Genomic DNA, 12,675 nt, shown 5'->3' on the forward strand with positions numbered 1-12,675 from the left:
TCGCCGGTCATGTCCAGTCTTTGCAAGGCGACCGCTTCCTTACCTGCGGCCTTCGCCTTTCGGTGATTTAACCGGATTGTCAAAATAATCAGGCATAAAGTCGCCCGCGCCGGAGTGTGCATGCAGGGAGGGCGACGTCATGGCCGATCATCAGTTTCCACCGGAGGACGGTGACGAGTCCGCGGAACCGACCTCTCCGTCCGGCGAGGAGGAGGCCGGCGGCCTGCTGGCGTCCAAGCGTCAGCCCTGCGCCATCAGCGGCAAGCGCCGGCCGAAGCGCGACCTGATCGCGCTCGACGCGCTGCGCCCCAGCCTGGCCGACCGCATCCGCCACGACCACCCGCATCTGGAGCATGACGCGCAGATCAGCCGGCAGGAGCTGGCGCGCTACCGTTCGCTCTATGTCGCCGAGCTGCTGAAGGAGGAGCATGGCGAACTCAGCGAGCTGGACCGCGAGGTCGCCGAAAGCCTCGCCCGGCACGAGACGCTGGCCGAGAACCCAGAGGAGGAATACGACGACCACCGCACGCTGGGCGAACGGCTGTCGGACGGCCTCGCCACCTTCGGCGGCAGCTGGGCCTTCCTGATCTCGTTCGCCTTCTTCCTCGGCGTGTGGATGCTGATCAACATCATCGAGGGCGATGCGCGCGCCTTCGATCCCTATCCCTTCATCCTGCTGAACCTGCTGCTGTCCTGCCTCGCCGCCATCCAGGCGCCAGTCATCATGATGAGCCAGAAGCGGCAGGAGGCGAAGGACCGGCTGCGCTCGGAAAACGACTATCGCGTCAACCTGAAGGCCGAGCTGGAAATCCGGCACCTGCACGAGAAGATGGACTATCTGATCCAGCGCCAGTGGCAGCGGCTGACCGAGATCCAGCAGCTGCAGCTGGAAATCATGCAGGAAAAGCGCCTGCGGCGATAAGTGCCCTCTGGCCGGACGGCGGGAGCGTCAGCGCTTGCGCCGGCCGTCCAGCTCCAGCATGCCGCGCAGCGCGGCGATAGTCTTGCTGAGCGGCGTCGGCTCGCCGGCAGGCTTGCCGGCCATGTCCTCTTCCGGCGGCGCCACATCCGGTGCCTGGACGCTTTGCGGACGGACGGCATCCGCCGCGGCCGGTCCGCCGCGGGCCTGGCGCGGCTTGCCGGCACGGGGCTTCGGCTGGGTCGGCGGAGGCGCCAGGGGAGATGCCGGGGGAGATGCCGGCGGGTCGGCGTTCACCTCGTCCTCTATCAGCCCGCGCAGGGCCTTCATCGCCTCCTCGATCTCGCGCTCCTGGGCCGAGCGGCGCCCGGCGGGGGCCGCGTCGGGGGAAGCGGGCTCCGGGGTAAAGGACTCCGGCGCCGGGTCGGGATCGCCCCAGCCGGCCGGCAGCGACCAGCCATCGTCATCGTCCCGCCCGGCCGGCGGCTCATCCTCTTCCTCCTGCTCGCGGGGGAGAGGCTTGTCCACCGGCTTCGCCGCGGATTTGTCGGCCGTCTGGCCAGCGTTGCGCGGCGTCCTGCGCGGCGGGGGCGGGGAGTCCTCCTCCGTCCCGCTCGCCGCATCCTCGATCATCGACCGCAGGGCGGCCAGAGTGCGGTCGAAGCCTTCCTCATCCTCCGGCGGCGATGGGCGCAGGGCGCGGCGTTCGGCGCGGTGCTGATCGAAGTCGAGCGGCTCGGCGGCCGGCGGCGGCACAGGTTTGGCGGGACGGGAGGCTGCGGCGGGCTTTTCCGGGTCGCGGATGGCGAAGGACAGGATGTCCTCCTCCGACGGTTCCTCACCGTCCGGCTCCCCGTGGTCGAAGCCATCGTCGAACCTGTCCTCGCGGTCGTCGTCCTCAGCGTCCGCCGCCCAGGGGTCGGCATCGGCATCGCTATCGGCCCACTCGTCCTCGAAATCCCGGCGCACAAGAACCTTGTGCGAGAAGACCGGCGGTTCGTCATCGTCATGGCCGGAGGCGGGCCCACCGCCGCTCAAATCGCCGCTCGAATCGCCGCTGACCCTGTCGCTGCCGAAATCGTCGGCAGGCCGGCGCCCGGCGGGGTTCGCGGCGCGGCCGGCAGGAGGCTGCGGCATGGCGCCGTCCCGCTCGTCCTCTTGATCGCCCCCCCGATCATCCCCCTGATCGTCGTCGAACTCGTCATCCGATCCATAGGCCTGCGCCAGCAGCTGGCGCATCGCCAGCAGCGTCTCGTCGTCGCCATCCTCATCATCGTCCGGAGCGCCCCCCGGTTCCGGCAATGCGTCGTTGGCCGGGAGCTTGGCCGGAAACCTGGAATCGCCCGCAGTCGCTTCCTCGTCCGGATCGTCGTCCCATTCATCGGGCGGCGAATTGCGGCCAAGCCGGGCCGCCATGTCGGCGAGGGAAACCGGCTCCCACAACGGTTCGGCCTCGCCGTCTCCCGGCCCGTCGGCCACGAGGTCGGACAGCGGAAGCTCCGACAGGGGTTTGGCGCGAGTGGGAGCGGGCGGCGGAGCGGGCGGTTCCCTGTCCACGGCCTTGTCCGGACCATTGTCTCCGCGCAGCGAGGCGAGCAGCCCGTTCAGCGCCGCCAGCGGCGCGTCGAAGGACGGCTCGTCATCGGTGGGGGCAGCAGTGGGGACCGCCGGAACGGCCAGGATCGGCCGGCTTTCGATGTCGCGGGAGTCGCAGCGGGAGCAGCGGTAATGCGGCGCGATCGACAGAACCGGGTAATTGGGGCCGAAGCGCCGCTCCAGCATGGCACGGGGCAGCACGCCGCCATGTCCGCAGGCGCGGCAGCGCAGTTGCACGTCGGCGTCGATGTCGCGGAGGAACAGCATACGGGCCATGCCGCGCAGTATAGCGGCGGCCCGGCAGCTTTCCCATTCGTTTCAGGCCGCGATCCGTCGGTGCGGACGGCTTGCCGCAGCAGCGGCGGAGTTGGAAGATGAAAGCGGGGTGGACGGCGTCCAGGCGGAGGTCGCCCTGGCGGGCGCCGTGCCGGGCGCCGTCCACGGGACGCTCAGACCGCGCGGGTGACGGTCAGTCCCTGTTCGGTCAGGCTTTCGAAGACGTCCTTGAACTTCCGCAGGTAACGGGTGCGGTAGGCGTCGAAATCGGCGGCGATGGCCGCCTCGGCATTCTGGGACTTCTCGAATTCGGACACGCGGTGGGCATTCTCGGCGCGATACAGGGCGAAAGCGCCCATCGTCACCAGATCGTTGCCGACCAGATCCGCGTTCTTCGGTTTGTCGCTGTTCATCAATCCATGTCCAGGTGGAGTGGACATCCGGCCACCGGAGCCGGATGATCGGCAATGGCTGCGGCACAACCCTGCGGCCGTACCGGTTCGTTGCAGCCATTGGAAAAAGCCTACGCCCGCTTTTCCACACCCGCAATGCTGCGACGCACCATCAAGCCACCACCCCACGCAGGGCCGCCATGCGGTCCCGGTCGACGCGGATGCGGTCGAGATGCTGGGCGATCACCGCGGTGATCGGCAGCGGAAGCTCCTTCGCCATCGCTTCGTCATAGCGGCGCAGGCATTCGCTTTCGCCCCGCTCGACCTCGGTGATGATGGCGGCCCGGTCATGGCCGAGCACGGTGGATTTGAGTTCCAGGAAGAAGCGGTGGGCGCCGCCCAGCATGGTGCCGCCCATATCCGGAGCCCCGCCCTGTTCGGCGACCAGCCGCTGAATCTCGCGCACGATGGCGCCGCGCTGGGCGGCGAGATCGTTGAACAGGGCCTTCAGATCCTCGTCCTCGGCGGATTCGGCGGCCTGCCGGTAGCCTTCGTGGCTGTCCTCGACGATCCGGATCAGCTCGTTCAGCGTATCGACGATCTCGTCCTTTTCCATGACGGCAAGCCCTCCCATGCGTCCCCTACGGTGCCACAACCAATGCGCAGGGCTGAATGTTCCCACCAGCCACCGGGAGCACTCCGGGAGAGACAGGCCGGGAGAGACAGGCCGTGAGAGACAGGCCGGGAAGACGGACGAGAACGCCTTATGCCGCCACCTGGTCGGAGGCGACGCGTGCGGGGAATGGACGGCTGCGGAAGATCCCCGCCCGCCACAGGCCGATGCAATGACCGGACAGGCCCATCGCGTCCGACACCAGTCCGAAGACGGAGCCGGCCAGCAGATTGTGTCCCGACCCGACCAGGGTCGCCAGGATGAAGAACAGGCGCATCCGCCCGACCTCGCTCTGCCAGCGGCCGAGCGTGGCCAGCAGGAAGCCGGTCGCCGACAGCGCCGACATCGGCCCCTGCCAGCTCAACGCCGCCACGGCCAGGGCCGCCGGAACGGTCAACCCATAGAGAAGGCCGAGCGCCCGACCGGGTTGCCGGCGGACACGCACCGCCATCTGGATCAACCCCAGCCCGCACATCAGCATGCCGGTCTGGGCGCCCAGCAACAGGAAGTGAAGCAGGAAGAGGGAAGAGGCCGTCGCCTGCGCCAGCAGGATCGCCCGCCGGCCGCCGAGCAGCGTCGACAGGGTGGCCGCCGACAATCCGGCGATGCCGGTTGCCGCAACCGGCGACAGCATGACGGACTGGGAGGTCAGGGTCGGAAGATAATCCAGCAGAAATGCCGTCATGGAGCGCCTTCGCACGAAGAACATGCCGCAGTGCAGCGAAGGCGGCGGACGCTAGTCCCGGACGGTTAACCAGATATGAACATCGATGTGACCGGAAACAGACCAAAAGACGACCGGCTGGCAACCACCGAAAGTTGGGAGGCGCAATCATGTGTCTCCCGTCGTCAGAGCCGGTGATTATTGTGTGTCCTTTGTCCTGGCGCTCTGTGACGGAAATGGTTTTGAAAGATTGCACAGGTGCGAGCCCGGCGATTTCGGGTTGGACCCTGTCCATCCTTGTCGTTGGCAAAGCGGGCCGGGGACGGCATTCTCGCCCCGTCACGGCGGCATCGTTATCGACGGCCTCGTTTTCGGAGGATTCGTTGCGAGGGTCGCCGGACCGGGATCGGGGGATCATCCGCAATCAGGGCAAACGCAATCAGGGCGAACCGGGGGAAACCATGGCGCAGTATGGACGGCATCCCGCCTCATTGGGCTGGGAACCGAAGCCGAAGTCGACCAAGACCGGCGCATCACGCGCGCATGGCGGCCGTGCCGGCCGCAACGGGCCGCTGTGTTGTTCCTGTGGCCGGCCGATCCGTGCCGGCGACCCCCATTGGGCCGGGCACGGCGACCAGAACCCCTGGCATTATGCCTGCGCCGAGCGCGCCGGCCTTACATGGTCATGGGCGGGCCGTCCGGCCGAACCGCCGCTTCCGGCCGCTGAACTGGACTGACCGCACCGGCGGCCAGCCCCGCCTGCGCCTCTTCACGCCCGCGCCGGTAGGCGTCGCGTTCGGCCTCGACGATGGCGTCGGCCAGACGCCGTTCGAACTCGCGCTCCACGAGGGCGGAGAACAGGTCGATGCGGAAGCGCGCCTGCAGCGAGCGGCTCAGCCTGCGGGCTCTTTCGATCGGCGGCATCGGCGTGTTCCCCTTTTTCTGCTGAACGGCATCGCCCAGCTTCAAAGATCGGGGCTCTTCGAGCAATTGCGCCATCGGCGAACCGCCCACGCAAAAGAGAGCGCCCATCCCCACCCATCGGTGCGAACCGCCCGTCTTTGAAATTCAGATTTTCAGGAAGAAGCGGCTCAGGGCCGGATGCCATGCAGCCGGCATGGCGTTTGGAGCGGGTGAAGGGAATCGAACCCTCGTCGTAAGCTTGGGAAGCTTCTGCTCTACCATTGAGCTACACCCGCGCGCCCGCTGTTTATAGGCGAGTGCCGCATCGGATACAAGAGCGGAATCAAGCACTCGCGGCGGTGGGAGCAGGGGCCGCAGACGTGGCTTCTGTCACCGGGGCGGGGATGGACGGACGGCCGGAGATGGCGCAGGCGACGCCGTTGGAAATCACCCGATGGCAATGCTCGGCCAGCGCCTTGCGGCTGCTGAAGCCGTCGATGGTCACCGGTGGATGGAACTCCACCTCCACCGTCATGCCGCCCAGGCGGAAGGCCTGCCACAGGTGCGGCGCCAGATCCATGTCGCCGTACCAGGCATAGAAGGGGCGGAAGGCGAAGCCCATCGGGATGCCATCCAGGCGGGTGGCGGCGACGCTGACCGGCTGCACCGTCAGCGGACGGCCGTCGATGCGGCGGGCGGCGACGGCGAACAGGGCGGTCTTGAAGGGCAGGGTGCGGTTGCCGTCGCTGGAGGTTCCCTCCGGGAACAGGATCAGGCTGTCGCCGGCATCCAGACGGCTGCCGATGTCGTCGCGCTGCTTGTCGACCGAGGCGCGGGCCTTGCGTTCCACGAACACCGTGCGCTGAAGCCGGGCCAGCAGGCCGAAGAAGGGCCAGGATCCGACCTCCGACTTGGCGACGAAGGAACCCGGGATCTGCGACCCCAGCACCGTGATGTCCAGGTAGGAGGAGTGGTTGGACACGAACAGCACCGGTCCGTCGGCCCGCTGGCCGCGCACCACCACATCCAGCCCCATCAGCCGGGCGCAGACGCCGTGATAGAAGGCCGGCAGGGTACGGCACAGACCCCAGTTGCGCGCCACCGCCAGGGCCTGCAGCGGGATCAGCAGCAGAGTCCACAGCAGATAGACCGTCAGGCGCAGGGCGCCGCGGCCGGAAGACCCCAGGGCGCGCGCAGTGCGGTTCATGATCGCCTCAGCCGGCTTGGCTGTCGCGGCTGCGACGCTCGTAATGCTTGGCATACTTGTCGGTGATCAGATCGCTCTTCACCACGATGCAGACGTCGGTGGTGTTGAACTGATGGTCAATCACGGCACCGTCGCCGATGAAACCGCCCAGCCGCAGATAGCCCTTGATCAGCGGCGGCAGGATGTTCAGCGCGCGGCGCGGATCGATCTGGTCCTTGGGCATGCGGTCCAGCGACACGAAGCGTTCCGGCAAGGCCGTCGCCCGCAGCTCCGGCGGGGCCAGATGATGGTGGTAGAGGTAGGACAGCGGCTCCGCCAGCGCATCCGGATCGGTGCCGGGCAGGCTGGCACAGCCGAACATCAGCGCGATGTCGTGCTGGAACACATAGGCGGCGATGCCCTGCCACAGCAGCTGCATGCTGCCGCGGGAGCGATAGCCGGCATCGACACAGGAGCGCCCCAGCTCCAGCACCTCGCCGGGATAGCTGGCGAGGCGGCCGATGTCGTATTCGTCGCTGGAATAGAAACGGCCGACCTTCTCGGCGGCGGGGCGGCGGATCAGCCGGTAGGTTCCGACCACCATGTCGGGGCCGTTGCCACGGGCATGGTCGATGACCAGCAGATGGTCGGCCACGCCGTCATAATCGTCGAAATCACGGGACCGGGCCTGCATCGCCGGAGAGGGAACCGCCGCCATCTCTTCATAGAAGACGCGGTAGCGCAGCGCCTGCGCCCAATCGATCTCTTCCGCCGAGCGGGCCAGCCGCACCTCCAGGGTGCCCAGGCGAATGCCGTCCGTCAGTTTCTCGCCACCGACACCGGAGGCATCGGGTGCGGACGCCTCGCGCCGCTCCGGGCTAGTCCGGGTCATGCCCGGCTGGTCCAAGCTTGCATCAGCCATGTCGAGGGTCCGCTGCGATGATGGTTCGGGACTATGCGCTGCGCCTCCCTGCCTGCCACCGCCGGGCCACGGCGGCCGGGCCGCAGCGGCTGGGTCGGGACGACAGAGTCGCACGCACCACAAGGCATAACACGATCCGCCGGTTGCCGGTCAACCGACATCGTAGCCGACAGCGCGGCACGCGGTCAGCCGGTACCCTGGCCCGACACTCTTGGCCGGCAGCGGATCGGCCTGCGTGAATTTTGCAGTTATGGAGTCTGAAGCGCCGGAGCGTGAGGCGGCGCCGATGCCCTGCCGGACGGGCCACCCGCAGCGAAGGCGGGAAGGTCGGGCACGGGAAGGAAGGGAAGGGGGCGGAAAGGGCGGCGGCGCCGGCACGGCACCGGTCCGCCCTGCGGGACCCCCAATCCTCAGGCGCCGCGGCGGGCGCGGGTACCGAGACCGATCTGCTTGGCCAGCGAGCTGCGCTGGCGGGCGTAGTTCGGCGCGACCATCGGGTAGTCGGCCGGCAGGCCCCAGCGGTCACGGTATTCTTCTGGGGTCATATTGTACGCCGTCTTGAGATGGCGCTTCAGCATCTTCAGCTTCTTGCCGTCTTCCAGGCACACAATATAGTCCGGCGTGACCGACTTCTTGATCGGCACGGCAGGCTGCGGACGCTCTTCCGCCACCACCGGTTCGGTGCCGACATTGGCAAGCGACTTGTAGACCTGCTCGATCAGAGTCGGAAGATCGGTCAGTGCGACTGTATTGTTGGAGACATGCGCCGCCACGATCTCCGTGGTCAGAGACAACAGCGCGTTGGAAGGGGACCCGTTGCTCATGTAAGCTTGCTCCGCGGCATTCGTACCTCACCATATAAAGAGGTTTCCTGCATCGTGCAATATCCATCCTTTGGAACAAAGAGGAATCGGTGACCGAAAAAATCTCCACAGACTTGTTTCTCGACATCACCTCGCAGGTTTGTCCGTTAACCTTCGTCAAGACCAAGTTGATGGTGGAGCGGATGGACGCGGGGCAGACCCTCGAAGTCCGGCTGAATGCCGGTGAACCCTTGGAAAACGTTCCACGATCCTTGATCGAGTTGGGTCACAGCATTCTGTCTGTCCACCCCGAACGAATGGATGAGCCGGATGGGGTGCACCGCCTGATCGTGCAGAAAAATTAACCCCTATGCCCCGTCAAGATTGCGGCGCAGAACAAGTGCCGCGACCCGTCCGTCCGGTCGTTTGTAGTATCCAGGGCGGCGTCCGACCGAAAAAAAGCCGCTGGCCTTGTATAGACTCGAAGCTGCCGGGTTATCCTCGGCGACTTCAAGAAACAATGCAGTCGCACCCAGGTCCTGCGATCCGCCGACCGCAGCCTCCACCAGCAGGCGGCCGATGCCGCCGCGGCGGGCCTGCGGCAGCACGCCGATGGCGAGGATCTCCGCATCCTCCGCCGCGACCCGGGCCATCACGAAACCGAGCGGCCGGTCCCGGTCGTCGAGGGCGATGACGGCGAAGCCGGCTGGCGGAACGATCAGGGTGGCGACCGACGCCTCGTCCCAGGGATCGTCCGGGAAGCAGGCCTGCTGCAGGGCCGCCACCACACCGGCCTCCAGCAGGCTGGCGGGGTGGAGGCGGACGGCGGCGGCGGTCATGCCGCGGCTCCGCCCGGTACGGCTTTGCTCCCTGGCTTGGCTGCGGCGGTCTTCGGCCCCCCCGTCTTCGGCAGGGTGACGTCGGGCGGACGGAGATAGAAGGGTTCGGCCGGCAGGCCGGTGGGGCGGACGGCCCCGAGCGCCGCCACCACGGCGGCATCCGGCAGCCCGTCGCCGGACGCCAGGGCCACCTCGGCACGCCCGGCCAGCAGCGGCGCCACCGCCGCCGCCGCGTCGCCGGCCAGCAGCATCGGCCCGCACGGGCAGAGCCCGTCGAGCCAGCCGGGGATCGCCGCCGGATCGGGCATCGCCGGATCGCCGACGGGGGCCAGCGCCGCGTCGTAGAGCTGAAGGAACGGTTCCGCCCGCCGGCTGTCGACGGCAACCAGCAGGAACCGGCCGGCGCGCTCGGCGGCCGGCACGCCATGGGCGATGGCGTCGAAGCTGGTGATGCCGATCACCGGCAGGTCCTGGGCGACGGCGATGCCGCGCGCGGCGGCCAGCGCGATGCGCAGCCCGGTGAAGGCGCCCGGCCCGACGGTGACGGCGATGCGGTCGAGTTCGGCGAAACCGGCGCCGGCATCGGCCAGCACCTCCTGCGCCAGCGGCACCAGCACCTCGGCCTGCCCGCGCGCCATCGGCGGGCTGCGCCGGACGGTCACGCGCGCGCCGTCATCCTGACCGGCCGTTCCATTCCACAAGGCCGCCGAACAGCCGGACGTGGCCGTATCCAGACCCAGAACCTTCATCACCCCACCTTCCCTGCCGCCGCGACCCGCGGACGGCCCGTTCATAATACGCAGGCCCAGCCGCCACGGATTTCCATCCTGCCCGGTATCGTCCCGAAACGTGACCTGCCTGCATGGGAATGGCAGACCCGCGACCATGGCAGACGGCGCCGCGGCCATGCTACAGGACGATCGTCTTCCCCATACGCCGACGGTTGCCCTGTTCATGCTGACCGAGATCACGCCCCCGGCCTTCGACATCGACCTGGAGCTTCTCTACGCCACCGCCGACAATCTGTCGGGCGTGCCGATCTACCGTTCGGCGGTGTGCATGCTGCACCCCGATGCGGCCCGCCGGCTCGCCGACGCCATCCGGCTGGCCCGCGGCATCGGCTGCAGGCTGCGGGTGTACGATGCCTTCCGCCCGGCGGAGGCGCAATGGAGGCTTTGGCACGCCTTCCCCGACCTCACCTATATCGCCGACCCGCGGCTGGGGTCCAACCATACCCGCGGCGTGGCGATCGACCTGACGCTGGTGGATGCCGCCGGCGTGCCCCTGGACATGGGCACCGGGTTCGACGCGATGACCGAGCGGTCGCACCATGGCCGCAGCGACCTGACCGCCGAACAGCAGCGCAACCGCGCCCTGCTGCTGGGCGTGATGGTGGGGGCGGGGTGGGAGCATTACCCCTCGGAATGGTGGCACTACCAGCTGCCGGATGCTGAACGCTACCCGCTGCTGACCGACGCCGCGGCCGGCGGCCGGCTGATGTAGGGACAGGGGCGGCCCCTATCGGCCCGAACCCATCTGCGCAAACTCGTCTGCCCAAACTCATTTCTACGTGTGCTACGCCTGAGGCGTTCCATTGTTGCACGCGCGCACCGCATCTCTGCTCTCCGCAGGAAAGCGGCGGACAGCGCTTGTTCGCAGGACGGGGACTGTGGCACATCATTTGCGTTGGGGCGGAGGTCGCCCCAATCAGCCTTTTCCGCAAGGGCGCCATGCCGTTCCGTCGTGCCGTCTCGGTAGTCGCCGCCGCCGCGCTGTCCATCTGGACCGCGTTCGTGCCGGTGTCCCGGCCCGCCGCCGCCGAAGCCGCCTCTCCGCAGGGCGCCAGCGCGGTGGTGTTCGCCTATGACCGCTTCGGCGAGGACCAGAACCCGTCGATCAGCATCCGCATCGACCAGTTCGAAGCCCATCTGGACGAGCTGACTGACGGCGATTACACCGTCCTGCCCCTGCCGAAGATCCTGGATGCCCTGCGCACCGGCAAGCCGCTGCCCGACCGCACCGTGGCGATCACCATCGACGAGGCCAGCCGCTCCGCCTTCACCGAGGCCTGGCCGCGGCTGAAGGCGGCCAATCTGCCCTTCACCCTGTTCGTCGCCACCGATGCGGTGGACCGCGGCTCCCCTGCCCACATGACCTGGGGCGAAATCCGCCAGCTGGCGGCGGCCGGCGTCACCATCGGGGCGCTCGGCACCTCCACGCAGTCGATGCTGGCGCGCAGCCCGGATCAGCTCGCCGCCGACCTGCGCCGGATGTCCGACCGCTTCCAGGCGGAGCTGGGACGGCGCCCGGCGGTCCTGGCCTATCCCCAGGGCGAATATTCGCTGGCGGTGCGGCAGATGGTGATCGACCAGGGCTTCACCGCCGCCTTCGGCCAGCAATCGGGGGTTCTCCACCCGCAGGCCGATCCCTGGAGCCTGCCGCGCTTCGTCATGAACGAGACCTACGGCAGCGCCGACCGGTTCGAGCTGGCGGCCAACGCGCTGCCGCTGCCGGTGTCGGACCTGACGCCCGACGACCCGCTGGTCACCGTCAATCCGCCGCCGCTGGGCTTCACCATCGCCGACGGGGTGGGTGACAGCTCCAAGCTGGCCTGCTTCGCCACCGGCCAGGGCCGCACCGCGCTGGAACGCATCGCCGAGGACCGGGTGGAGGTCCGCATCCGCGATCCCTTCCCGCCGGGCCGTGCCCGCGTCAACTGCACGCTGCCGGCCGCCGACGGCCGCTGGCGCTGGCTGGGCGTGCAGTTCCTGATTCCGGAATAACCGGCCGCATCGGCAGTTTCCGGGGCCGGTTCCGGGGCATTTCCGACCGCATCAATCGGGCATTGGCTGCCGGTTCCGCCGCGCCTATGGTGCCGCTCCCGGGGTGCCGTCGCGAGGCGCGCCGCGGTTTCCAGAAGTGGGCGTTTTCACAAGCGGACGATTTTCGGGAGCGGGCCATGGCCGACGACACCTATTCAGCAAGCGGGCAGGGCTCCGACATCGGCTGGGCCGACACGGTGCGGTTCCGGCTGCCGGCCGGCTGGGCCGTCGATGTGGAGGAGCATGAAGGGCAGCCGGTGGGCACCTTCCGGCCGCCGCCTCCGGCCGCGGGCGTTCTGCGGCTGGTGACCGACCGGGTTGTGCCGCGACCGGACTCCGGCGGCACCGCCGCAACCTTGCAGGAGATGGCCCTGCGCTTTGTCCGGCCGCAGGACCAGCGGGCAGGGGACCGGACCGTGGACAGCCGGGCCGACGGCGCCGTGATCGCCCAGGCGATGATGCGGACGGAAGAGGACGGCCGGGCGGAGACGCATTATCTGTGGCTGGTCGGTGCGGAGCGCGCCGATGCGGCAGGACCCGTCGCCGCGGTCGCCATGTTCAGCTTCGCGCTGCCCGACCTGATGGACGGCGACGAATCCTGCGCCGAGATGCTGGGCCGGATCGACGACGCCATCCGCAATGCGGAGATTTTGTGAGGCGGCAGGTTTTGTGAGGCGGAA

Annotated in this window: 15 protein-coding genes and 1 tRNA gene; 5 read left to right on the forward strand and 11 right to left on the reverse strand. The window is 68.4% G+C overall.

Annotation, left to right across the window (positions count from 1 at the left end):
* The first annotated feature begins 139 nt into the window (after positions 1-139).
* Positions 140-922: a DUF1003 domain-containing protein gene (locus tag GBZ48_RS16850; RefSeq protein ID WP_174472054.1), complete on the forward strand. Its 783-nt coding sequence runs from the start codon at positions 140-142 to the stop codon at positions 920-922.
* A gap of 27 nt (positions 923-949) precedes the next feature.
* Here GBZ48_RS16850 and GBZ48_RS16855 read toward each other — a convergent pair whose 3' ends face one another.
* The 9 genes from GBZ48_RS16855 to GBZ48_RS16895 form a co-directional block, all read right to left on the reverse strand.
* Entirely contained in the window at positions 950-2,782 is a 1,833-nt protein-coding gene (locus tag GBZ48_RS16855; protein WP_174472055.1) for a hypothetical protein, read from the reverse strand.
* Between the two features lie 182 nt (positions 2,783-2,964).
* Entirely contained in the window at positions 2,965-3,204 is a 240-nt protein-coding gene (locus GBZ48_RS16860) for a hypothetical protein (RefSeq protein WP_174472056.1), read from the reverse strand.
* 151 nt (positions 3,205-3,355) lie between these two features.
* A complete protein-coding gene (locus GBZ48_RS16865; protein ID WP_109052295.1) occupies positions 3,356-3,799 on the reverse strand; it encodes a ferritin-like domain-containing protein in 444 nt (147 codons plus the stop codon).
* A 148-nt stretch (positions 3,800-3,947) separates the two neighbouring features.
* Positions 3,948-4,541, reverse strand: coding sequence for a YgjV family protein (locus tag GBZ48_RS16870; RefSeq protein WP_174472057.1), 594 nt, complete (start codon positions 4,539-4,541; stop codon positions 3,948-3,950).
* Between the two features lie 654 nt (positions 4,542-5,195).
* Positions 5,196-5,444 (reverse strand): hypothetical protein, encoded by a 249-nt coding sequence (locus GBZ48_RS16875; protein ID WP_109052293.1) that lies wholly within the window; start codon positions 5,442-5,444, stop codon positions 5,196-5,198.
* Between the two features lie 201 nt (positions 5,445-5,645).
* Positions 5,646-5,719, reverse strand: a tRNA-Gly gene (locus GBZ48_RS16880).
* 47 nt (positions 5,720-5,766) lie between these two features.
* Positions 5,767-6,630: a lysophospholipid acyltransferase family protein gene (locus tag GBZ48_RS16885; protein WP_174472058.1), complete on the reverse strand. Its 864-nt coding sequence runs from the start codon at positions 6,628-6,630 to the stop codon at positions 5,767-5,769.
* Positions 6,631-6,637: 7 nt separating this feature from the next.
* Positions 6,638-7,531 (reverse strand): GNAT family N-acetyltransferase, encoded by an 894-nt coding sequence (locus tag GBZ48_RS16890; protein WP_174472059.1) that lies wholly within the window; start codon positions 7,529-7,531, stop codon positions 6,638-6,640.
* Between the two features lie 410 nt (positions 7,532-7,941).
* On the reverse strand, positions 7,942-8,355 hold the full coding sequence (locus GBZ48_RS16895) for a Ros/MucR family transcriptional regulator (RefSeq protein ID WP_014249126.1): 414 nt from the start codon (positions 8,353-8,355) through the stop codon (positions 7,942-7,944).
* 89 nt (positions 8,356-8,444) lie between these two features.
* Here GBZ48_RS16895 and GBZ48_RS16900 point away from each other — a divergent pair, with 89 nt between their 5' ends.
* Complete coding sequence (locus GBZ48_RS16900) at positions 8,445-8,699, forward strand: sulfurtransferase TusA family protein (RefSeq protein WP_098740857.1); 255 nt, start codon at positions 8,445-8,447, stop codon at positions 8,697-8,699.
* 3 nt (positions 8,700-8,702) lie between these two features.
* Here GBZ48_RS16900 and GBZ48_RS16905 read toward each other — a convergent pair whose 3' ends face one another.
* Both GBZ48_RS16905 and tsaB read right to left on the reverse strand, forming a co-directional pair.
* On the reverse strand, positions 8,703-9,173 hold the full coding sequence (locus tag GBZ48_RS16905; protein WP_174472060.1) for a GNAT family N-acetyltransferase: 471 nt from the start codon (positions 9,171-9,173) through the stop codon (positions 8,703-8,705).
* Complete coding sequence (gene tsaB, locus GBZ48_RS16910) at positions 9,170-9,922, reverse strand: tRNA (adenosine(37)-N6)-threonylcarbamoyltransferase complex dimerization subunit type 1 TsaB (RefSeq protein WP_174472061.1); 753 nt, start codon at positions 9,920-9,922, stop codon at positions 9,170-9,172. The genes GBZ48_RS16905 and tsaB overlap by 4 nt, the downstream gene beginning before the upstream one ends.
* A 205-nt stretch (positions 9,923-10,127) precedes the next feature.
* Here tsaB and ddpX point away from each other — a divergent pair, with 205 nt between their 5' ends.
* The 3 genes from ddpX (at position 10,128) to GBZ48_RS16925 (ending at position 12,651) form a co-directional block, all read left to right on the forward strand.
* Positions 10,128-10,676 (forward strand): D-alanyl-D-alanine dipeptidase, encoded by a 549-nt coding sequence (gene ddpX, locus GBZ48_RS16915; protein ID WP_174472083.1) that lies wholly within the window; start codon positions 10,128-10,130, stop codon positions 10,674-10,676.
* 227 nt (positions 10,677-10,903) lie between these two features.
* On the forward strand, positions 10,904-11,956 hold the full coding sequence (locus GBZ48_RS16920) for a polysaccharide deacetylase family protein (protein ID WP_109096003.1): 1,053 nt from the start codon (positions 10,904-10,906) through the stop codon (positions 11,954-11,956).
* A 176-nt stretch (positions 11,957-12,132) separates the two neighbouring features.
* Positions 12,133-12,651, forward strand: a complete 519-nt coding sequence (locus tag GBZ48_RS16925) for a hypothetical protein (RefSeq protein ID WP_174472062.1) — start codon at positions 12,133-12,135, stop codon at positions 12,649-12,651.
* Positions 12,652-12,675: the final 24 nt, after the last annotated feature.

This window comes from Azospirillum melinis (assembly GCF_013340935.1).
Lineage (GTDB): Bacteria > Pseudomonadota > Alphaproteobacteria > Azospirillales > Azospirillaceae > Azospirillum > Azospirillum melinis.